Source organism: Chryseobacterium ureilyticum, from assembly GCF_900156735.1.
Classification (GTDB): domain Bacteria; phylum Bacteroidota; class Bacteroidia; order Flavobacteriales; family Weeksellaceae; genus Chryseobacterium; species Chryseobacterium ureilyticum.
In genome coordinates this window covers 322954-345206 of sequence record NZ_FTOL01000003.1, presented here as the reverse complement: position 1 = coordinate 345206, position 22253 = coordinate 322954, and the positions used below count along the sequence as shown (strand labels likewise).

At 33.5% G+C, this 22253-nt stretch carries 29 protein-coding genes; 23 read left to right on the top strand and 6 right to left on the bottom strand.

What is annotated here, in order from left to right; all coding sequences use genetic code 11:
* Positions 1–12: 12 nt before the first annotated feature.
* Together BW983_RS11355 and msrB are read right to left on the bottom strand one after the other, a co-directional pair.
* Positions 13–774 (bottom strand): murein L,D-transpeptidase catalytic domain family protein, encoded by a 762-nt coding sequence (locus BW983_RS11355; RefSeq protein ID WP_076552062.1) that lies wholly within the window; start codon positions 772–774, stop codon positions 13–15.
* A gap of 129 nt (positions 775–903) precedes the next feature.
* Positions 904–1431 (bottom strand): peptide-methionine (R)-S-oxide reductase MsrB, encoded by a 528-nt coding sequence (gene msrB / locus BW983_RS11350; RefSeq protein WP_076552061.1) that lies wholly within the window; start codon positions 1429–1431, stop codon positions 904–906.
* Positions 1432–1549: 118 nt separating this feature from the next.
* Here msrB and BW983_RS11345 point away from each other — a divergent pair, with 118 nt between their 5' ends.
* Both BW983_RS11345 and BW983_RS11340 read left to right on the top strand, forming a co-directional pair.
* Complete coding sequence (locus BW983_RS11345; RefSeq protein ID WP_076552060.1) at positions 1550–2794, top strand: DUF445 domain-containing protein; 1245 nt, start codon at positions 1550–1552, stop codon at positions 2792–2794.
* A 25-nt stretch (positions 2795–2819) separates the two neighbouring features.
* On the top strand, positions 2820–3710 hold the full coding sequence (locus BW983_RS11340) for an alpha/beta hydrolase family protein (RefSeq protein WP_076552059.1): 891 nt from the start codon (positions 2820–2822) through the stop codon (positions 3708–3710).
* Between the two features lie 390 nt (positions 3711–4100).
* Here the strand turns inward: BW983_RS11340 and BW983_RS11335 are convergent, their stop codons facing one another.
* Together BW983_RS11335 and BW983_RS11330 are read right to left on the bottom strand one after the other, a co-directional pair.
* Positions 4101–5138 carry a quinone-dependent dihydroorotate dehydrogenase gene (locus tag BW983_RS11335; protein ID WP_076552058.1) on the bottom strand — a complete coding sequence of 346 codons (1038 nt, stop codon included), beginning with the start codon at positions 5136–5138 and terminating at the stop codon, positions 4101–4103.
* 427 nt (positions 5139–5565) lie between these two features.
* Positions 5566–6261 carry a pseudouridine synthase gene (locus tag BW983_RS11330; RefSeq protein WP_076552057.1) on the bottom strand — a complete coding sequence of 232 codons (696 nt, stop codon included), beginning with the start codon at positions 6259–6261 and terminating at the stop codon, positions 5566–5568.
* Between the two features lie 204 nt (positions 6262–6465).
* On the opposite strand from BW983_RS11330, the gene BW983_RS11325 reads away from it, so the two are divergent.
* The 4 genes from BW983_RS11325 to BW983_RS11310 all read left to right on the top strand — a co-directional run bounded on the left by BW983_RS11325 (position 6466) and on the right by BW983_RS11310 (position 10928).
* Positions 6466–8007 (top strand): glycine--tRNA ligase, encoded by a 1542-nt coding sequence (locus BW983_RS11325; RefSeq protein ID WP_065395720.1) that lies wholly within the window; start codon positions 6466–6468, stop codon positions 8005–8007.
* A 106-nt stretch (positions 8008–8113) separates the two neighbouring features.
* Positions 8114–8941 (top strand): hypothetical protein, encoded by an 828-nt coding sequence (locus BW983_RS11320; protein ID WP_076552056.1) that lies wholly within the window; start codon positions 8114–8116, stop codon positions 8939–8941.
* Between the two features lie 236 nt (positions 8942–9177).
* The gene (locus BW983_RS11315) at positions 9178–10311 is read left to right on the top strand and encodes a serine hydrolase domain-containing protein (protein ID WP_084184439.1); all 1134 of its coding nucleotides are present in this window, start codon (positions 9178–9180) and stop codon (positions 10309–10311) included.
* A 5-nt stretch (positions 10312–10316) separates the two neighbouring features.
* Positions 10317–10928, top strand: a complete 612-nt coding sequence (locus BW983_RS11310; RefSeq protein ID WP_076552055.1) for a YdeI/OmpD-associated family protein — start codon at positions 10317–10319, stop codon at positions 10926–10928.
* A 36-nt stretch (positions 10929–10964) separates the two neighbouring features.
* Here the strand turns inward: BW983_RS11310 and BW983_RS11305 are convergent, their stop codons facing one another.
* Positions 10965–12236, bottom strand: coding sequence for a Y-family DNA polymerase (locus BW983_RS11305; RefSeq protein WP_076552054.1), 1272 nt, complete (start codon positions 12234–12236; stop codon positions 10965–10967).
* A gap of 264 nt (positions 12237–12500) precedes the next feature.
* Between BW983_RS11305 and BW983_RS11300 the strand changes: the two genes are divergently transcribed.
* From BW983_RS11300 to BW983_RS23855, 17 genes are all read left to right on the top strand, one after another.
* Positions 12501–13001 carry a M15 family metallopeptidase gene (locus tag BW983_RS11300; protein WP_076552053.1) on the top strand — a complete coding sequence of 167 codons (501 nt, stop codon included), beginning with the start codon at positions 12501–12503 and terminating at the stop codon, positions 12999–13001.
* A gap of 293 nt (positions 13002–13294) precedes the next feature.
* The gene (locus BW983_RS11295) at positions 13295–14332 is read left to right on the top strand and encodes a patatin-like phospholipase family protein (protein WP_076552052.1); all 1038 of its coding nucleotides are present in this window, start codon (positions 13295–13297) and stop codon (positions 14330–14332) included.
* A gap of 233 nt (positions 14333–14565) precedes the next feature.
* The gene (locus tag BW983_RS24035) at positions 14566–14736 is read left to right on the top strand and encodes a hypothetical protein (protein WP_167369981.1); all 171 of its coding nucleotides are present in this window, start codon (positions 14566–14568) and stop codon (positions 14734–14736) included.
* Positions 14737–14991: 255 nt separating this feature from the next.
* Positions 14992–15474, top strand: a complete 483-nt coding sequence (locus tag BW983_RS11290; protein WP_076552051.1) for a hypothetical protein — start codon at positions 14992–14994, stop codon at positions 15472–15474.
* Entirely contained in the window at positions 15465–15692 is a 228-nt protein-coding gene (locus BW983_RS11285; protein ID WP_076552050.1) for a hypothetical protein, read from the top strand. The genes BW983_RS11290 and BW983_RS11285 overlap by 10 nt, the downstream gene beginning before the upstream one ends.
* Before the next feature lie 173 nt (positions 15693–15865).
* Positions 15866–16417: a hypothetical protein gene (locus BW983_RS11280; RefSeq protein WP_076552049.1), complete on the top strand. Its 552-nt coding sequence runs from the start codon at positions 15866–15868 to the stop codon at positions 16415–16417.
* A 17-nt stretch (positions 16418–16434) separates the two neighbouring features.
* Positions 16435–16845, top strand: coding sequence for a hypothetical protein (locus tag BW983_RS11275; RefSeq protein WP_139329259.1), 411 nt, complete (start codon positions 16435–16437; stop codon positions 16843–16845).
* 37 nt (positions 16846–16882) lie between these two features.
* The gene (locus BW983_RS11270) at positions 16883–17290 is read left to right on the top strand and encodes an SMI1/KNR4 family protein (protein WP_076552047.1); all 408 of its coding nucleotides are present in this window, start codon (positions 16883–16885) and stop codon (positions 17288–17290) included.
* Positions 17291–17326: 36 nt separating this feature from the next.
* On the top strand, positions 17327–17785 hold the full coding sequence (locus BW983_RS11265; RefSeq protein WP_076552046.1) for a hypothetical protein: 459 nt from the start codon (positions 17327–17329) through the stop codon (positions 17783–17785).
* Between the two features lie 28 nt (positions 17786–17813).
* Positions 17814–18107, top strand: a complete 294-nt coding sequence (locus tag BW983_RS11260; protein WP_076552045.1) for a hypothetical protein — start codon at positions 17814–17816, stop codon at positions 18105–18107.
* 12 nt (positions 18108–18119) lie between these two features.
* Complete coding sequence (locus tag BW983_RS11255; RefSeq protein ID WP_076552044.1) at positions 18120–18674, top strand: hypothetical protein; 555 nt, start codon at positions 18120–18122, stop codon at positions 18672–18674.
* Between the two features lie 49 nt (positions 18675–18723).
* Positions 18724–19014 (top strand): hypothetical protein, encoded by a 291-nt coding sequence (locus BW983_RS11250; protein WP_076552043.1) that lies wholly within the window; start codon positions 18724–18726, stop codon positions 19012–19014.
* Between the two features lie 100 nt (positions 19015–19114).
* Positions 19115–20035 carry a helix-turn-helix transcriptional regulator gene (locus BW983_RS11245; RefSeq protein WP_065395710.1) on the top strand — a complete coding sequence of 307 codons (921 nt, stop codon included), beginning with the start codon at positions 19115–19117 and terminating at the stop codon, positions 20033–20035.
* Between the two features lie 163 nt (positions 20036–20198).
* On the top strand, positions 20199–20714 hold the full coding sequence (locus BW983_RS11240; protein WP_076552276.1) for a hypothetical protein: 516 nt from the start codon (positions 20199–20201) through the stop codon (positions 20712–20714).
* A gap of 7 nt (positions 20715–20721) precedes the next feature.
* Positions 20722–21153 carry a nucleoside deaminase gene (locus BW983_RS11235; protein ID WP_076552042.1) on the top strand — a complete coding sequence of 144 codons (432 nt, stop codon included), beginning with the start codon at positions 20722–20724 and terminating at the stop codon, positions 21151–21153.
* Positions 21154–21244: 91 nt separating this feature from the next.
* On the top strand, positions 21245–21436 hold the full coding sequence (locus BW983_RS11230; protein WP_065395708.1) for a hypothetical protein: 192 nt from the start codon (positions 21245–21247) through the stop codon (positions 21434–21436).
* A 31-nt stretch (positions 21437–21467) separates the two neighbouring features.
* The gene (locus BW983_RS23855; RefSeq protein ID WP_123862161.1) at positions 21468–21650 is read left to right on the top strand and encodes a hypothetical protein; all 183 of its coding nucleotides are present in this window, start codon (positions 21468–21470) and stop codon (positions 21648–21650) included.
* 49 nt (positions 21651–21699) lie between these two features.
* Here BW983_RS23855 and BW983_RS11225 read toward each other — a convergent pair whose 3' ends face one another.
* On the bottom strand, positions 21700–22245 hold the full coding sequence (locus BW983_RS11225; protein WP_084184437.1) for a GNAT family N-acetyltransferase: 546 nt from the start codon (positions 22243–22245) through the stop codon (positions 21700–21702).
* Positions 22246–22253 lie beyond the last annotated feature (8 nt).

The following is a 22253-nucleotide window of genomic DNA, read 5'->3' as shown; positions in this document are numbered from 1 at the left end:
GACTGCTTTTTCTTATGCTTTTAACCATTCCGAAGAGGAAAGGTAATTTTGATCAGGATAATAAATGAAAAGTAAATTTCTCCCTTTTATTGTATTGATCATGGATTGTGATAATTCTCTAGGAACTGCCGGACATCCCCAACTTCTTCCAATTCTCTTATGTATTGTAGCAAATGTATCACTTACATAATCTGCTCCATGCATGACAATAGCCCTTCTATACGCTGCATCATTGAATCCTTTATCCATTCCTAATAATCTTAATGAATATCCGTTATCTCCCTGGTATGTTGCATCTGTGATATAAAATCCCATGCTGCTCTGCCGCGAACTTTCCGTGTTAGAAAAATTCGTAGCAAATTCTTCGCCTGTATTTTTACCGTGGGCAACCAATGAGTTGAACAGTACTTTTTTGTCATTAAGATCAATTACCCAAAGTCTTTTCGTATTAGAAGACATAGAAAAATCGCAGATAGTCAATAAATGCGACTCATCGGTAAGCAATCCTGCTTTTTTAAGATTTTCAAATCCCGTTAATGCTTTAGAGAAAACTTCATAGTTAAGTTCATGTTCCGGATCAAATTCAATTGATTGGTATAATGCTTCTGACGAAGACACAGCAACAGTTGTGGTATTCTTCCCAGATTTCGTTTCAGCTACTTTTTCGGTTTTTGTTGTGTTGACATTTTCATTCTTTACCACCATTCTTGGAGAAAGATAGAATGAAGTCGACACCATGTAAACAAGGCTTAATACGCCGTAAAATCCTTTCATTCAATAATATATTAATTCCAAATTAGTGGGGCAAAATTATAAAAACATAGCTATCAACAAGTTATAACTCTACAAAGTTTAACTCAATTTAAGAAACTTTAACGTCCTGATTCTGTGAAATAAAGCTCATTATTTTTGTGAATCTCCTACAAACTCCAGGCTCACAGAATTCATGCAATACCTCAGCCCAGTAGGCTTTGGACCGTCATCAAAGACATGTCCCAAATGAGAATCACATCTCTTACAAAGCACTTCTACCCTATCCATTCCGTAGGTTTGATCTCTTTTATAATAAACACCTTCTTTATCTGCCTCAAAGAAACTTGGCCAGCCACAACTGCTTGCAAATTTGGAGGTAGAACGGAAAAGATGGTTTCCACAAACAGCACAATAGTAATCTCCCACTTCATCAAATTCATTGTATTTTCCGGTAAAAGCCCTTTCTGTTGCAGCTTCTCTGGATATTGCGTAAAGATCTGGAGCAAGAATTTTTTTCCATTCATCGTTGGAAACATTCAGTTTTGTGGTATCAGTTCTTGAATAGTATGGATTATTTTTTGCATCTGTATTTTCCATAGAAGTAATTTTAATGGGTTGCTGTTTCTGCTTACAAGCCTGCAGAAAGATTAATATGATGATTGAAACTAAAAATTTCATCACAAATTTTAATTATTTATTTCTTAACCACAAAAGTGATAGTATATTTAAAACTCTTGGTTCTATTGTGGTTTAAATATTGGATGATTTGATAACCAAATTTAGTAAATTTGAGAATATGAATGACGAAGCAAAAAGAAAACAGCTCAGGAAATATAAAGCATTTGCTACAGGACTATTTGTTCTGATGGCTCTTATTTTTATTGTTACGACAATTCTCCAGAAGTCTAATGATTCTCATTGGATCGGCTATGTACGTGCTTTTGCAGAAGCAGCTATGGTAGGTGCTCTAGCAGACTGGTTTGCTGTAACCGCTTTATTCCGTCATCCGCTTGGGCTTCCTATTCCTCATACCAATCTGATTGAAAACAGTAAGCAAAAACTGGGGGATAATCTGGGAAGTTTTGTAGTAAGTAACTTTCTTTCACCACAAAATATTCGTCCTTATATTCAAAAACTTAAAATTTCCAATTTTGTAGGAGAATGGCTTGGAAAGGAAAAAAGCCAGGAGATTCTGATCAAAAACATTTCAGACATCATTCTTGATATTCTCAACAAACTTGATGATTCTACAGTAAGTCAATTTATCAGTAAAAAAGTATCTGATATGACCGATGACATTAAACTTAATAAAGTCGTAGGAAACGGGATCAATTATATTCTGGAAAAAAATGACCATCAAAGAATTGTTACCAATCTCTCAAAACAAATTAAGGAATATATTATCGCCAATGATGAGATGATCAAAGATCGTGTAAAGCAAGGAAGCTACTCGTTTATTCCATCTTTTGTAGATAATAAGATTGCTGATAAGATTGCCGATGGGCTGTCTGATTTCTTTAAAGAAATTGAGGAAAATCCGGAACATGAAGTAAGAGCATTAATTACTCAAAAAATTCATGAATTCTCAGTAGATCTTAAGGAAGATACTAAATGGGATGACGAGTTTAAAACGATTAAAAACGGGCTCCTGAAAAATGATAAGCTGGATGAATATTCCAATGACATCTGGGTTTCCATCAAGAAAACGCTAATGAAAGAATTACAGGAAGATCATTCTGCTCTCAAAAATTATCTCTCTAAAAATTTGAATGAGTTTTCGCAAAATTTAAAAACGGATGAAAATCTTCAAAATAAAATTGATCATTGGGTTCGTGTGACGGCATACAAATACATTCTGAAAAACACACATCAATTCGGAAACCTCATCAGTACCACCGTCGGCAACTGGCAAGGAAAAGAACTCAGTGAAAAGCTGGAACTGGAAGTAGGAAAAGATCTACAGTTTATACGTGTAAACGGAACTCTCGTAGGCGGCTTGGTTGGATTAATTATCTACACAATTGCTCATTTTTTCATCTAAAAAATAAAATACTGACTTCACAACCATGAAAAAAATCTTTGTTCTTCTCTTTCTATCTTTTTTCTTTTCCGGGAAAAGTCAAAAGGTTGAATTAAAAGCTGTGACTGATTCTTCTCAGACTTTTAAAGGAGAAATTGCAGGCGTTCCTATTACCATTATGCTTAATTACACAGGAATTGTAGATTGTGACCAGTATCAGCATTATGTAGACGGATGGTATTATTATGATAAGTATCAGAAGAAAATTCCTTTAACAGGAATCTATGATTTTTATGGAAATCTATCCTTGTATAACTTTGGTAATAAGCAAAAAATAAACTCTAAAAATCTTAAAGAACAAATTACATCCCGACAAAAAATAGAAAAAACGGATGAAATAGCACAAACATTAGCACCTCAGGAGTCACTCATCTTTGAACATTCTTCATCCAAAGGAAATATTATTTCCGGGTACTTTCAACTGAATAAAAAAATACATCCCGCAAAACTTTTCACCGGTAATGATATGATTTACCGTTATAATAACTATCTGACCTTACCAAACAATAAAAAGATCAACACGTATGACATTATTAACAAAGCTGGTGGTAATCAGTTGATTTCATATACATCAGAAAGTAATACGAACAGAATTCTGCTTTATTTTGAAGAAGTTTCCAATTTTAACTTCTGTGGAATGTGCGGAGCCAGTGATGGAGAAAAAGGATATAGAGTGCTTTATTTTACCAAAGACTGGAATTATAAAAACTATGCAGAGTATTTAACAGAAAGTTGCCGTGAAGGTATATTTGAAACTCAAAAGGTGAAAACCAAAGACCCGAATGTCCTTCAGTTTAAAATCCCAAAATCATATTCTTCACCTTCTTATACTTTGACGGTTGACACAAAAAATTCTTCTATTGTAAAGTCAAAGTAAAGGGTTACATTTTATTTTGCCACGGATGCACAAATTTTTATTACATATTCTAAAAGTATAGATCGTAATTGATTACAGTCTTTTTAAGTAACCACTTTGAAGCAGAATATCCTTGTGAATTTACAAAAAACCACAAAGATCATTCGTGCATTAGTGACTATTAAAAAAATATTCTATCCTAAAATTTAAGTAAAAGGTAACACTTTATTTTGCCACTAATGCACGAATTTTTATTTTGTATGCTCAAAAACAATGATTGTATTTCATGACATTTTTTTTTAAGTAACCTTCTTTGAAATAAAATTTCCTAGCAAATTTACAAAAACACAACAAAGAAAATTCGTGCATTAGTGGCTAAAACAAAAAAAGAGACCAAACGGTCTCTCAATATTATCTTGGCAATCTGCTTGCTCTTTTTAGAATCTCTTTGTTGATCTCATTGATCAGCTCAGGTCCTTCATAAATAAACCCGGTATATAACTGAACCAGACTTGCACCGGCATCCAGTTTTTCAATAGCATCTTTTGCTGAATGAATTCCTCCTACCCCAATGATCGGGAACGCTCTGTTGCTTTTATCAGAAAGATATTTGATCATTTTTGTACTTCTCTCACGAATCGGTTTTCCGCTTAATCCTCCATTTCCTATCTGTGCTAAAGTTTCAGCTGAAGTTTTCAGCCCTTCTCTGTTTACTGAAGTATTGGAAACAATTACTCCGTCTATTTTTGTTTCTGCAATAAGATCTACAATCTCATCCAATTGAGCATTATTAAGATCTGGTGCAATTTTCAGCAATATTGGTTTCTTTACAGATTTCGACTCATTGATCTTCTTTACTTCAGTAATCAACTCGCGAAGATATTCTACATCTTCCAGTTTCGCGTGGCTTCCTACATTCGGGCAGCTTACATTCAGTACAAAATAATCTACATGCGGATGAAGTCCTTCAAAACAATCCAGATAATCCTGGGTATAGTTTTCCGGTTTTGTATCTGTATTTTTTCCGATGTTTCCACCGATGATTATTTTTCCTTTATTAGATTTCAGCTTTTCAATAGCTGCTTCAAGACCATCATTATTGAATCCCATTCTATTGATAATTCCGCCATCTTCTATTAAACGGAACAGTCTCTGTTTAGGGTTTCCAGCCTGAGCTCTTGGTGTCACAGTCCCAATTTCTACAAATCCGAAACCAAGATCACCCAACTCATTAAAAAGTGTCGCATTTTTATCGAAACCTGCTGCAAGTCCTACAGGATTTTTAAACTTTAATCCGAAAACTTCTCTTTCCAGACGTTTGTCTTCAATAGGTTTTGGAAAAAATAATTTAGTAAGAAATCCAAAATTCTTTAGCATTGAAAATGTAAAGTGATGAACATCTTCAGGGTCAAATTTGAAAAGAATCGGACGAATGAGCGATTTGTACATTGAAAAAAAGTTTTACAAAATTACTCATTTTAAAATTAATAATAGATTAACCTATGACATTTTATCAAAATGTCTGATATATAGTATCTATAAGCTGGAAAACAACTATATATTCAACAAATCAGTGAGATTTTTTAACGCTACCATCGCAAAGAAACATAACCATCCTGAAAACATTTGGGTTTGCAAGGGCGTTTCACTAAGCGAAGTACGCACTATCAATCTTTGCTGAACGAAGTGCCTCAGCGATCGAAAAATAAAAATCATTTAATCATAAAAACTTTGCGAACATCGTGTTAAAACAATAAGCACAGAGAAATATCACCACTATCCACTAAGGATACTTTTCAGGCACTTAGAAACATCATCCTTTCAAGGTTTAAAACTTTGACAAGGATCTAGGCTTTGCCTTTCTTTTGGTTATCGGTTAAGAATACTGGCTCAAATCAAATTTCAGAATATCTCCTACTCTTTTAAATTCTTCATCTACAGTAGCATTTACCGTAATTCTTTCGTTAGAAATAGGATGATTAAAAATCAATTGATGGGCGTGAAGCGTCATTTTGTTGATTTCAAATGTTTGAAGCCATAACTTGTTTTGTTTATTACAGCCATGTTTTCTACAACCTAAAATAGGATGCAGGATATGTTTAAAATGTTTTCTTAGCTGATGAAACCTTCCTGTTTCAGGAATTGCTTCTACCAAAGAATATCTCGAAGTCTGATGCTTTAAAAAAGGTAAATCTATTTCTGAGGTCTGCAAACGGCGATAGTAGGTAACTGCATTTTGCTTGACTTCATTTTCATTAATTAAATCATAATCAATTGTTTCTTCTTCTTTTGTCCAGCCACGGAGAATTGCCAGATATTTTTTCTCCACTTCGCGTGATGCAAACTGTTCGCTCATTATTCTAAGGGTATCTTTATCTAACGTAAACAGCAGAACACCTGAAGTTTTTCGATCTAAACGATGTACAGGAAACACTTTTTGTCCAATCTGTTTTCTCAGCTCTTGAATAGCATAGGTATCGGCTTCTCCCGCATAGAAAGATTTATGAACCAGTAATCCGCTGGGTTTGTTGATGGCAATTATATGCTCGTCACGATAAAGAATTTCTAACATGGTGCAAAAGTAGAAATTTTCAACCGATCTAGCCCTGATTGTAACGGCATCCTTTTGCCAAGCAAAAGATATAGTGAAAAGCAGGTTCCCGGCTCTTACAAAATTAAAATGTAAATATTTGTCTGTTTATTAACTGCTTTTTTTATTGAAACTCATGATTTTGATTCCAAATTCATATTTTTGCATTTCAGACGTAAAAAAATTATGGCAAAGCAAGAAGATGTTTTCAAGAAAGTAATTTCTCACGCTAAAGAATACGGGTTTATTTTCCCTTCCAGTGAGATCTATGATGGTTTATCCGCTGTTTATGACTATGGACAGAACGGGGCTGAACTTAAAAATAATATCAAACAATACTGGTGGAAAGCTATGGTACAGCTTAACGAAAATATTGTGGGTATTGATTCGGCAATCCTTATGCACCCTACAACATGGAAGGCATCGGGTCACGTAGACGCTTTCAACGATCCATTGATTGACAATAAAGATTCTAAAAAGCGTTTCAGAGCAGACGTTTTGGTGGAAGATTATTGTGCTAAAATTGAAGATAAAGAGAATAAAGAAATTGAAAAAGCTGCGAAAAGATTTGGAGAGGCTTTCGATAAAGATCAGTTTGTGGCTACGAATCCAAAAATTTTGGAGTACAGAGCAAAAAGAGAGGCTATTCTTTCCAGATTGGCAAAATCTCTGGAAAACGAAGACCTTGCTGACGTAAAAGCTTTGATTGAAGAGCTTGAAATTGCTGATCCTGATACAGGTTCTAAAAACTGGACGGAAGTAAGACAGTTCAACCTGATGTTCGGAACTAAGCTTGGAGCTTCTGCAGACAGCGCGATGGATCTTTACTTAAGACCGGAAACGGCTCAGGGTATTTTTGTGAACTATTTAAATGTTCAGAAAACTTCACGTCACAGACTTCCTTTCGGTATTGCACAGATTGGTAAAGCATTCAGAAACGAAATTGTTGCAAGACAGTTTATCTTCAGAATGCGTGAATTCGAACAAATGGAAATGCAGTTCTTTGTAGCTCCGGGTACAGAACTTGAATTCTATGAGCAGTGGAAGCAAAAACGTCTGAACTGGCACTTAGCATTAGGTTTAGGTAATGACAACTACAGATTCCATGATCATGAGAAATTAGCTCACTATGCGAATGCTGCAGCAGATATTGAATTCAACTTTCCATTTGGTTTCAAAGAATTGGAAGGTATTCACTCAAGAACGGATTTCGATTTAAAAGCGCATGAAAAATTCTCAGGAAGAAAACTACAGTTCTTCGATCCTGAAAGAAATGAAAACTATGTACCTTATGTAGTGGAAACGTCTGTAGGTTTAGACAGATTATTCCTTTCTATCTTCTCTCACTGCTTAAAAGATGAAGTATTGGAAGATGGTTCAGAAAGAACAGTATTATCTTTACCTCCAGCCTTAGCACCAATTAAAGCTGCTATTCTTCCATTAATGAAGAAAGATGGATTAGCAGAATATGCAGAGAAAATTTTCAACGATCTGAAATACGATTTCAACTTATTCTACGAAGAAAAAGACGCGATCGGAAAACGTTACAGAAGACAGGATGCGATTGGTACTCCATACTGTATCACGGTAGATCACGATTCATTGACGGATCACACAGTAACCATCAGAGACAGAGATACGATGCAGCAGGAAAGAGTTCCTGTTTCAGAGTTAAGAAGAATCATTGATGAGAAGACTAACTTCAGAAATTTACTTTCTAAAATATAATCAAAAACGCCCTGAAATTCAGGGCGTTTTTTTATTTTAACATTATTGAATGATATGTCATGAAAATTATTAATTTTGGCTGACTAAAAACTTAAAAAAGTTAACCATGAAAAAATTAATAATGTCGTCACTGGCAATAGCGGTGATTACAAGTTGTAGCTCTACAAATGATGAGGTTTCTGAAATCATCAACGGTATCGACAATACGATCAATACTCCTTATCTTGTAAAAAAGTTTACTGAAACTACTCAGGACAACCAAGTTATTGTAACTGAATACAAATACGACGGAGACAAAATCATTGAAGAGAAAAATATCACTCAAAACAGAAGAATTGCTTACACATATGCTGGTGATAATATTGCAACAGCAGAAACATATGCTGGAACAACTCTAGAACAAAAGAGAGAATTTACTTATCTGAACGGAAAGCTTACTGCTGAGAAAGTAACTTCTAAAGCAGATCCTACCACTTCACAAATGATGGTGTATACAGTCAATTATCAGTATCTTACTAGTACTCAAGTTAAGTTTAATCGATATGCTGGAGCTACTGTAAATCCATCAGGAGGTTATACTGCTGTTTTTGATGATGTAGAAGCTTCTTTATCAAGCAATGGTAATTTAGCTTCCACTAAATATACTAATAATGGAACGACCTATTATTTGAACAACACCTTTGATAATGATAACAACCCAATGAGGAATGTAAAAGGATATGTAAAAATTAACATGTTCTATGATACTGAACTTGGACACAATAATCTGATAAGTCAAAGTAGAAATCACGTAGGAGCCTTAAACGGAACAGGCTCAATAAAAGGAGAATACACACTTAACAGTGCCAAATATCCAACTAAGGTTATTATGAAGTTTACAAGTTCATCTTTCGGATCTAACAATCATACTTATAATTACGAATACAACAAATAATAAGATTACTTATTTATTATACTTAGCCTTGAATTTTATTCGAGGCTTTTTTATACCTCTCCTTTCTCTAGCCTTCCAAGAAGCAAAACATGGCAACCTCAACATTTAAAAATCAGACATTCTCATAGATTTTCAGAGATCATTTTCATCAAATAAATAAAAACAACTTATTTACAGATCATTTTTATTTTTTCAACCAAATTATTTTAAATTTGTTAAAGATCGATTGATACAATATGAGAATACTAAAGTACATGATAGGAGGCGCTGTAGCCGGAGCAGCAGCGGCTTATTTTTTTGGATATGATTATTTATTCAGCGGTATTTCCAAAACTTACCTTAAAGGAAAATCAAGTGCTTATATTGATGATGGAGACCTGTTTCCCAGCAATCCCATTACCACTACATCTCCCAAGCTTTGGGAAGAGGATTCAGAATACAATAAAAAAGAATTACCTAAACATTTAGTTGAAGACTTAAAACATTCCAAAGCAGCAGCTTTTGTTGTCATTAAAAATGGTAAAATCCTTCATGAACAATATTGGGATGGGTATAATCAGCTTTCTCAGACCAATTCTTTTTCCATGGCAAAAGCAGTTACAGTAATGCTTTTAGGTAAAGCTCTTGAAGAAGGAACTATTCATGATATTAATGAAAGGATTTCAGATTTTTATGCTGAGTTTAAAGAAAAGCCATTGGGCAATGAAGTCACATTAAAAAACTTAGCCCAAATGGAAGCCGGACTTGATTGGGATGAAAACTACAACAGTCCTTTCCTTCCTAACGCCAAAGCCTATTATGGGAAAAATCTTGTAAAAGCTGTATTTTCGAGAAAATTCAAAGAGCAGCCCGGAACCAGATTTGAATATCAAAGCGGATCAACCCAACTTCTTGGTTTTGCGCTGAAAAAAGCATTGAAACAATCATTATCAGATTATTTATCCCAAAAATTCTGGATTCCTTTAGGGATGGAACAAAATGCAAAATGGAGCACAGATAACTATGGAATGGAAAAAACATATTGCTGTATTCATTCTAATGCAAGAGATTTTGCAAAATTGGGACAATTGTTTCTGGACGATGGTAAAGTGGGAGAAGAACAGATTCTTAACACTGATTTTATTGAGCAAATGCGAACTCCAACTGAGAAATCTGAGAATATTTATGGTATGGGACTCTGGATCAATCATGACAATCCAATAAAGCATTATTATTTTCTTGGCTTACAAGGTCAATATATCATTATGGTTCCGGAACATAATATGGTAATTGTAAAAACAGGAAGCTATGTTAACAATCCGAAGAATGACAGAGGAAGACCCGATCAGGTAAAGTTCCTTGTCAATGAAACGGTTCAATTATTTCAATAAAAAGTATGGATAAATACAGCTCACAAATAGATACTTATATTGAGAAATCTCAGGATTTTGCAAAGCCAATTCTTACTTATATTCGAGAGATCGTTCATGAGTTTTGTCCTGATGCAGAGGAAACGATGAAATGGAGCTTTCCACATTTTACTTACAAGGGAAAAAATCTTTGTGCTATGGCATCATTCAAGCAACATTGTACCTTTGGATTCTGGCTGGAAAAAGAAATGAAAACCATGCAGGAAATAACTCAGGATATTGAAAAAACATCAATGTTCAGTTTAGGAAAAATCACAAAGGTTGAAGATCTTCCATCAAAACCTCAGCTTAAAAAAGCAATCAAAGAAGCAATGGAACTTACGGATATTGGAGTAACGATGAAAAAAGCAGCTCCGTCAAAAACGGAGGTAGAAATTCCCAGTTACTTTTTATCTGCATTACAGGAACAACCAAAAACATTTGACGTTTTCGAAAAAGCTTCACCATCCTTCAGAAAAGAATACATCAACTGGATAACAGAAGCAAAAACAGAAGCCACCAGAAATAAAAGAATGGAACAGGCTTTAGAATGGATTGCTGAAGGAAAAGGAAGAAATTGGAAGTATGAGAAGAAATAAATTCCTGTTTTCCTAATTTCATAACTAGAACCTCCTTTAATGAAATCTAAAGTTCGCTTCAGGTAAAGTATTATTTTTTAAAAAAGCTTCGTATTCTGGTGATAGCTGAGCACGACCGAAAGTATTCTCCCCACTCATACTTCCCAAACGTACTTTATCTTTTCCGAATTTGCGATTCATGGCATCCATTGCTTTCATTACAGGAAGGTGTTGATTTTGAATATCATCCTCAAAAAGGCTGATCTGTCTCTGATCTTCCGGAACAAAATCATTGACCATCACTCCTGCCCTTTTATAATGAAATCCTTCTTTATAAATAGCCTCAAAAAGTTCGTTAACTACTCTTCCTATCAAAATAGATGAATTGGTAGGATTTGGAAGAATTTGAGTCATAGCGTTTCTGTATTCAGGAAGATCTTTTCTGAAACGATTGGTTTGTACAAATACGGTAATCATTTTACAGCAGGTATTCTGCTTTCGCAATCTTTCCGAGCAATACATTCCAAAAGTTTCCACTCTTTCCCGAACAGCTTCTTTATCGGTAAGCATTTCCATAAAGCTTCTGGTGACCGCAATTGATTTTTTAGGTGAAGGAGCATCCAGATCCAACTGACGAATTCCTTTTAATTCATTCAACATCCTTACTCCGTGAATACCCATAACTTTTCTCACCCACATTTCCGGCTTCTGAAGAAGATCCCAGGCTTTATATACTCCACTGTCATTCATTTTCACTGCCAACTTTCGCCCTATTCCCCATACATCTCCTATATTAAGCCACTTCAACGCTTTTTCTATTTTCTCCGGAGTGTCCATAATATAAACCCCATTAAACTGTTCCGGAAAATCCTTTACAATCCTGTTCGCAACTTTACATAGTGTTTTACTGGGTGCAATTCCTATACTCACCGGAATATTCTCTTTTTCCAAAATCTCATCCTTAATTTTAAGACAATACTCATGAATATCTATGTATTTAAAACCGGTAAGGTCAAGAAATAACTCATCTATGCTATAAATTTCATAATCCACAACGTAAGAGCTCGCAATATGAATCACCTGCTGACTTTTGTAATTGTACAGCTCAAATTTAGCAGAAAAGCATTTTACATCATGCTGTTTAAAGAGTTCCTTGTATTTGAAAGCTGGCGCTGCCATGGGAATTCCCAAATCTTTTGCTTCCTTACTTCTGGACACGACGCATCCATCGTTGTTCGAAAGAACCACAACAGGTTTGCCTTCCAGCTCAGGATACAAAGTCCTTTCACAGGATACAAAGAAGTTATTGCAATCTACCAGCGCATACATGATGATTGTATTGGAAATATATGTACAAAATTATCGTTTTTAAAGAATAAAATCTTCCTTTAATCAAGTTTTAACACCATATTTAACAATCTGAAAAACAAATGGATAATATTTTAAAACACGACATCTTTTGTCGCATTAGCCTTATAGCTTTGTTTTCAAAAACATTTCCTTAAAAAATACTTCTTGCCAATCAATTTATATTAAAACACGACAATTTTTGACGCTGTCCACTCCTACTTTTGTCTCAAAGCAATAAAAATTATGGACAAAGTAACACTCGAAAGAATTCAGAAGCTCCATCCGTTTGTAAGGGATGAAATGAAGCAAATCATTAAGGAATGTGATGATGCGCTTACAGGAAGAGCAAAAATCAGAATTACTCAAGGATTAAGATCTTTTGAGGAACAGGAAAAATTATATGCCATCGGAAGAATTACTTCAGGAAAAAAGGTAACAAACGCAAAAGCTGGGCAAAGTATCCACAATTACGGACTTGCGGTAGATATTTGCCTTATGATTGATGGAAAAACAGCAAGTTGGGACACTGTAAAAGACTGGGATAATGATAAAGTTGCCGATTGGTATGAATGTGTAAAAATATTCGCCAGACATGGCTGGGACTGGGGCGGAAACTGGAAAACCTTCAAAGATTTGCCTCATTTTGAAAAGAAAAATATTCCATCAAAAAAAGGATTGATAAAAACCAGCTGGAGAGCATTTATAAAGATGACCAGAGATAAATCCGGATATGTTGTATTATAACAAAACAGAACCTTTGGCAGTGTTATTTTCCAACTCAATTTTATTGAAAGAAAATTCATAAATACAAAATGTAAACTATTCATTTTCAGAGTTATTTTTTTTTAAAATTTTTAATCGATTTTATATAATGCGTCAAGTTCTGTCGCTTCTCCGTCCTATCTTTGATTTATAAGAAAACAGCCAAAAGACAATGAAAATCAACCGTTTAAAATAAAATATTTTTTTTAATAAACAATAGATTCCATTGATTCAACACTACATGTATTCTTAAAAAAAACAATTAAAAATATCACATGAAAAAGACAACCATTCTTTCTTTAGACGGAGGCGGAATAAGAGGAATTATCACTTGTATTATTCTACGCTACATAGAAGAACAGCTCCAGTATTATGATAAACCGAGTGCCAAGCTTGGAGATTATTTTGATTTGGTAGCTGGCAGCAGCACAGGAGGTCTGATCGCATCTATTATTCTGTGTCCTGACGAATTGCGTAAAGCAAAGTATTCTATTCAAAAGGGATTAGAACTGTACGCTGAAAAAGGCGGTGATATCTTCCAGGTTTCTTTTTGGGAAAAACTGGTGAATCCATTCGGATTGTTGAATGAAAAGATTTCTCAGGAAGCACTTCAAAAAAACCTGAACGACTTTTTTGGAAATCTGGAACTAAAAGAATTAATAAAACCCTGTTTAATAACAAGTTATGATATAGAAAACAGAAGAGCTAAGCTTTTCAACTCTTGGGAAGCTCATCTCAGCACTGACAATTTTTATGTAAAGGATATTTGCAGAGCAACTTCAGCAGCACCCACTTATTTTAGCCCGGTACAGATCAAATCGATGTACGGGCAGATTTTCAGCCTGATTGACGGTGGTATGTTTGCAAATAATCCGGCACTTTGCGCTTACGCAGAGGCAAGAAAAATACCTTTTGCAGAGGTTTTAAAAAATCATCAGAAAACGAACCATCCCAGCGTGAATGATATGATTATCATCTCAATCGGAACGGGAATTGAAGCCAAATCTTATTCTTTTAAAAAACTGGAAAAAGCAGGAAAAATAGGCTGGGTAAACCCAATTATTGATATTCTGATGTCTGCCAATGCGGAAACAGTGGATTATCAACTGGCTCAAATGTTCCAAACTTTAGGTTTAAGAAATCAAAAGAATTATTATCGTTTGAATCCATCTCTGAAAAATGCTTCTCCTGCAATGGATAATGTAAAACGATCCAATATTGAAAACCTTATACAAGCCGGATTAAGCTATATTGATGATAATAGAGAAACACTGAATCAGATTGTACAGAAGCTCATCAAAAATAAAATATAAGCTTTTTAACTTATAAACGTTCAATATAAGCTTCAAAGATTATAATAAAAAAAATAAAATCTTTTTTTAACACGTCAAGTTTTGTCGCTTCTCCCTACTACTTTTGGAGTATAAATAAAGTCATAGAAATAATAAACATAAAACTCAGATAACATTTGAATACACCATTCATTAATGCAGAACAGCCAAAAGCGTGTTCAAAATATAACCAACACCCAATCATAACACAAAACATGAAAACACCAGATCACAACACCGACACAGTCTTCAATGAGGACCTTTACACCATTGAGTGGAGCGATATCGAAAATGCTGAGATGGATTATGAAAATTATCTCAATGACATTGAAAACTTCTTCAGAAAAGATTTTGAAAATGATGTAATCGAAGAAGACACATTCTAATATATTTTCTAAATATGACAAGTTCTGCGCTGTCCACTAATACCTTGAAAGCTCAATAATCCGCACAAGCAATCTCATTAAACATTCTCAATTTCCTTTGAATTCACCATTCACAAGATGCTGGACAGCCAGAACAATGTCTAAAAAATAACAATTCTCTTCTTTCCTAATATTGGATAGAATAATACCTTGACTAATAACCAATAAGCCACAGTAAATCTGTGGTTTATTTTTTTACAAACTCATTGTAAAAAAATGATATCCAAAATAAGATTGGAATACCATACCTTTCACAATATAAAAACGACCTTTAATCATTCTGGTAATATGAAATATTTTGGATTTATAAAAGAACATGATGATTACCCTGTATCAGAAAGTATTCATGACCTTATTTCAAGCTATACTCATATAGATGGCAATAAAGATAAAGTACTTGAGTATTTACAAAAGGGAAGTATGGTGATTCCTTTAATGGGATGTGTTGAAAATGCAAAAGATCCCTTATTTGAAACGGATCACTACAACGATAAAAGCTTTGTAGCCTACTATACAATCTATACTGATGGAATATGGTTATGGCCACAGTACATCATTGAATATATAAAAAAATATCCCAATATAAAGCTTAACCCTGAATTTGTAAAACAGGTTTTAAGCAATAAAGAAACAATTCAAATGACTGAAGAAGAGGCTTTAAAAATTGAAAAGGATTTCTTTCAGGAATTTTGGAAATAGTACATTTTGTTAGATGCATAGAATATTTAAAAAAGCTCCAGGCAACCACTAATAAAGAAGTTTCAGGAGATGAAGGGAACAACCCAACCGTCTATCTGGCAGACTATTCTCTCATTGATGATCATAAAAGAGAAATTAAATCCTTACGGGTAAATTTCAGTACTTTTATTGAGAAAAAAATAGCCACAGCCTTTAAAATATGGGAAGAAGGTTGGTAAAAAATAGGGAAAGGCATAGGCATTGATAAAGAACAAGTATTGGAAATCGCCAAACAATACTTGCAAGATCGAGCATATATTACAGATACCGAAGAGGGATACATATTTTTTTCACCTCAACGCCCTATGGTAACGCTGAAAAATGAGAAGAAGAACTATAAAATCGAGAAATAATGATCACAGATAAAGATTTAGATTTTCTGTACTATATAACTCCTGAGAAATATAGATTTAAGCTAGATGGTGGTAAGGATCCTAACGCATCTCTTAATTATGAAAAGAAAAAACAATTGCAACAAAAACTTTTAAAATGCTCCAAATATGAATTTATTGAAACAATAATAAAGGTTTTTAAAAACAAATATGCTAACGCTCAAAACATCTGGCTTATAACCATTGATTATGATATAGTATCTAAGACACAGACTCCTTTAAGAAAAGATCTAAAAAACGTAGTATTTGATTTTAGAAATGAAGTAAAAAACATTGCTAATGTTAAAAAAGACTATCTTAATAATTTATTCATAGAATTTGATAGTGTATTACCAGAATTAGAAAATACAATAGTAGCTTCTCTTAAGGGAAAGGTTTTAAATAAAGACTTTAATAATAGCAAAACTGTTTTTTATATTAGTAATAGTCCGATTCAAAAAATTGAAATTACAAGCAATAGCTTTCACATGTTTATCAATAAAAATTCTTTTATAGATTACGGAAGATATTGAAAAATAAAATTAAAAAATTGAAAATTAAACATTTATCAGAATTAAAAGATAAAACCTTTAATGGTGTCTATAGAATAGCTCTATTAGAAGATGAAACTCAATATATTCTTGAAGATTCAATTATATTAAAAGGAGAAGAAACTTTTCAGATATTGACCACTCAACAATCTTTAGAAGTTCTGAAAATTGAAGATGAATTTAAGATTGATGGAGAATATGAATCGCCTCACATCACACTTATTCCAGCTATAGAAGAAACTATATATATCAGCAATATACTTCAGTTTTATGATAAACATATTAATGAAATATCGGCATTTTCAATAGAAAGTAAGCATTTGAATTATTTCTTTATAAGAATGAGCGACGAGATCCAAATTATACAGAAGAATGAGTTTGAGAAAATAATCATGAAATTAGAGGCATAGAAATTTATTTACTTTTAATCTTCCTTATTACCTAATCATGAAAACGAAAATTACAAAGCAAGAGCAAAGTATTACATTATCTGATATACAGCAAATTGAAAATCAGTTTAATTTTAAAATGCCTGAAAATCTTAAAAAACTGTATTTAAAATATAATGGTGGTATTTTAGATATTGGCGAAGATTCCTATGATTTAGATAGTATTAAATATGGAAATTCACGAATGGAAGAAAATATCGATAGTTTTCAGATTACCGAAGAGCATATACCCCGGGAATACCTTCCTTTTGCAACAACTCCTGTTGGTCATATCATCTGTATCAACACAGGAAGCTCTAATAACAATGGAAAAATATATCTTTTCCGTTATGATGAAATGAATCCTGTACTTTACAATGCTAGTCTGGAAGATTTCTTAGCGATAAGATCCATAGATGAACTCTGAACCCACTAAGAAAATAATCTTAGAGTAAAATAATATATGAATATCGAATATTTGCTACAAACAAAAGAGAATCCTTCATTAAATGGTTTTATTAACAAGGGGTTTTCATTAGATAAGATCAAAAAGATTGAACAAACATTTAATGCAGGAAAAGAATTTCCTAAAGCTTTTAGAGAATTTTTATTCCTTGCTGGAGATTTTAATAATTGGGGATTTGACGATATTGAAGGAATAGTAGAACTTCAACAATATGCTAAAGAGGATTTAGAAATGGCTGGTCAAAAAATCACTAAACCTTTTTTCGCATTTAGTGTTCTAGATAGTATATATAACATTATTCTTTTAGATGAAGTAGGTTCAGATCCAAAAGTGTATTTACTGATGCCATTTTTAGCCCAAGAAGGCTCTCAGCCACTACTAAAGGCTAATAACTGGAATTTCTCTGAGCTAATCAATGAAAGTATAAGAAGAATAAAAAATAATATTCCTTTTTAAATTTATAATTGCCCCTAAAAAACTAATAATGATAACAAAAGAACAAGCATTAGAAATCGTCAAACAATACTTACAAGATCGCAAGAGAGAATATATTTCTATTGATGAGAAAGATGAGATTTATTATCAAGAACAAAAAATGATAAATTATGGAAAGTATGAAGATAAGATAAGGAATATTTTTGTGGTAACTTACTACCTTGAAGGTTATCAAGAACCTATCCCTCAATTTGTTATTGTAGATGCAGAAACAGGTGAAGTACATTGTACCTATACCAAGCATGGCTATGCTGAAGAATGGGAAGATGATGATGAACTATAAAATCGAGAAATAATGATCACAGATGAAGATTATGACGTGTTATATTATGTAACACCAAAACAATACAGAGCTACTGCATTAGATCAACAACAATATGATCCCAAAGCAATGGAGAATTTAAATAAAGAAGAGGTATTGGAGGAATTATTATTAAAATGCACGCTCTCTGAATTAATTTCTACTTTAATAATAATTTTCAAGGAAAAGTATGCCAACCCATTGCCTGTCTGGACAGGAATTGTAGATTATGAAATAAAAACAAAAAAAGAGTCTTCTAAAAGAAAAGATATTAAGAAAATACAATTTGATTTTAAATATGGTGTAGAAACTGTCTTTGGAGCCAATACTGAATATTTGGATAATGTATTCATAGAATTTCCAGAACCGTTGCAAACATTAAAAAGTATAATAAAGACTGGTTTGAAAGGAAAATCATTTACTGAAGAAACCTCACATGATAAAACTATTCTCACTATTGCCAACAGCCCTATCACAAAAATAGAACTTACACCAGCCACCTTCCGTTTATTTATAGATAAGAATTCTTTTATTGATTATGGACAATAAGTAAATATCAACAATTTTTAGATCACTGGACTAAATCATTAAAAATAGAATGAATTATACTAAAGAAAAAATATTATTAAAAGCAAAAAAGGTTTTAAAAGATTTAAACCCTGCTTATTTTAATGAAGGAAATATCAGCAGTGTGGTATACAACGAAAAAGATGAAGTAGCCAGACCCGCTGGTAAAATTATCAATACCTGGGTAGTTATTATAAACGAACCTGTTTTTGATTCACTTGATTTTTTAGTATTTTCAGATATTACCGGGGAACCATTGTATATACAGTCCAAACACTCAATTCATGAAATAAAAAAAAACAATAATGGAAATTATTATTAAAAAGCGGAATATATTATTTAAGATATATTTTCCTACAAAAAATAAAACACGACACGTTTTGTCGCATTAAGCCCATATATTTGTGGTACAAAATTTTACCATGAAGAAAGATTTTTATCTGACAAGATATGCCTTAATTATTAAAAGATTAGAAAGTTCTCCTGCTACTTATTCGCAGATGGAGGAATATCTTTTAAATTCTTTTGAGTTCCAGGATGCGGATATCAAGAGCTACTCTATCCGTACCTTGCAGCGAGATATCCGTGAGATTTCAGATCTTTTCAATCTTTCTATTCACAACAAGAAAAAAGGTGACAATCGATATTATATAGAAAGTCGCCCGATCATGGAGGTAGATGAATACAACCAAAAGCTTCTTGAGTCTTTCCAGGTAAGCAATGCATTGAACCTTCATCCGGATTTTTCAGACTTTATTTTCTTTGAAAGCCGTAAACCAACAGGTATAGAACATTTTTATGATCTGTTCTTTGCGATCCGTAATAAAAGAGTCGTAAGCTTTGAGCATTACAATTATAAAAATAAGTTGATGACTTCCAGAAAGGTTCACCCTTTAGCATTAAAAGAATCTAAAGACAGATGGTATCTCATCGCCATTGACACCAAGGATAAAATTTTAAAATCATTCGGATTGGATAGAATCAATTATCTGGATGTAGCAAAAAATCAATTTAGAGAAAAGTACAAATATAATTTCAGAGAACATTTCAAAAATGCTTTTGGGGTAATGAATCTGGCGGAACAGAAACCACAGAATATAGTATTAAAGTGTAGCCGTCATCAAGGTGAATATATCAGAAGTTTCCCTCTTCATCAATCGCAAAAAGAGACTAAAGAAACTCCAGAAGAAATCTATTTCGAGTTTTTCCTCCATCCTACTTACGACTTTATGCAGGAGATTCTATCCTATGGAAAAGAAGTAACTGTTTTGGAGCCGAAAGCTTTAGTTGATGATATCCGAAACCACCTTCAGGAATCCTTAAATCGTTATCTGGAAAGCTAATATATCTTAAATATTTCTCACATTTTTTAAGTATATTTACATAAATATACCTTTATTGAGAACTTTATTCATTTGTATTTGCTGTATCATTTCTTCGTTTTGTTTATCACAGCAGAAAGAAGAATTCCGGCTTGTAAAAAACTATTACAACCAGCACAGAAGCATGCTGAATAAAGAATTCAAGAAAAAATTTGATGCAGAAACCAATACTTTCAAAAAAGAAGCTATTAAAGGAGACTTTGTCTTTTTTATGAAAAAGATGGATAGTATTGAAAATACCGCTTTAATTGGCGCTTTATTAAGAGTTCGAAATATCGAAGATCTTGAGGTTCTAAAAACGACGAAAATTTCTAAAAATCTGACAGATAAACCTGCTGATGTAGAAAAAATTGCCGATTATCCTGGTGGAATAAATACTCTGAGACAGGAAGTTGCGGATCTGCTTTATGTAGACGGGGTAAATTCGGATTTAAAAACAGTGAAAACAGATGTTGTCTTCGTTGTAGAAAAAGATGGAAGCGTGAGCAATGTTCATGCGCAAGGAGACAATTTTACTTTTAACAGACAGGCAGAGATTGCCCTCTACTCTATTACCGAAAAATTTTCCCCAGCTTTGGTAAAAGGCGATCCGGCTAGATTCCGTTTCAGAATTCCTTTGACTTTAACGATGGTTGATTGATTTGATTATGTTTACTGACGAATATTATATGAAAATGGCACTGCAAGAAGCAGAAGCCGCATTGGAACAGGATGAGGTTCCTATTGGGTGTGTAGTAGTTTCCAATAACCGTATTATTGCCAGAGCTCACAACCTTACTGAAACATTAAATGATGTTACCGCCCATGCAGAGATGCAGGCTATAACTTCTGCCGCCAACTTTTTAGGGGGAAAGTATTTAAAAGACTGTACTCTTTATGTTACCATGGAGCCATGCGTTATGTGTTCCGGGGCTCTTTCATGGTCACAGATTTCAAAGGTCGTTATTGGAGCCAGAGATGAGCAGAGAGGTTTCATCAACAAACATCTTACTTTACATCCGAAAACTGAAGTTATCACAGGCGTTATGGAAAATGAATGCTCTGCTATTGTTAAAAATTTTTTCAAAAGCAAAAGATAAATCTTTCTTTTTCTTCACCACATATTGAATAAATAAGATACAAGTAATCAAATAATTAATTACATTTGATATACATTCAAATTAAAACAATATGAAAAAGTTAACAAGAAAAGAAACAGCTAAAATCAATGGTGGTATCGCACCTGGACAATGTTTTTACACTGACCCTAATACAGGTAAAAGAAAACTTGGATGTCAATTGGAACCTATTCCAGACTGTTGTGGAGGATGGATTTATCCAAATCCTGAGTATGCATGCCAGCCATGTACAGGAGGGCTTTAGAGATCAATAAACTAATTCCATTTAAACAACAATGAAAAAGTTAACACGAAAAGAAGCTGCCAAAATTAATGGTAGCGTTGGAATCGGTCAATGTATTTATACAGATCCAGAAACGGGACACTCAAAACTAGGATGCCTGTTGCGCCCAGTTCCTGATTGCTGTGGAGGGTGGACATATCCTACTCCAGGACAAGAGTGCCAGCCATGCAGATAAAAAAACAGCCTTTCGGGCTGTTTTTCATTTTTATAAAGTCTTATCTAAATTAATCTTTAAAGATAGAATACATGACAAGATCAAAATACTCATCATCCTTCTTTACATGTTCTTTTAAAAGCGCTTCTTTTTCCATTCCTATCTTTTGCATTATCTTACCGGAAGCAGGATTATGAGGAAAGTGAGTTGCAAAAATTTTATTAAGTTTTAATTCTTTAAAACCAAAATCTACAATAGCTTTCGCTGCTTCAGTAACGTATCCTTTGTTCCAATAAGGAATTCCCATCCAATAACCCAATTCGGCTTTATCATCTTCTCTGTCATGAAGTCCGATGGCACCAATAAGATGTCCTTCTTTGTTTCGAATTCCAAAAGTATAGCCGCTTTTTTCTTCAAACGTTTCTTTCGACATTTTTAACCAAAATTTTGCATCATCTTCCGTGTAAGGATAAGGAATATTAGATGTAAGATCTGAAAAAATCCTGTGCTGTAAAAGCTCAATAATAAAAGGAGTATCTTTCTCTTCCAATTGAGAGAGAATAAGTCTTTCTGTTTCTATTCTTGGGAATTCTGTTAATTCTTGCATTGTGCTCATGGCTAGTG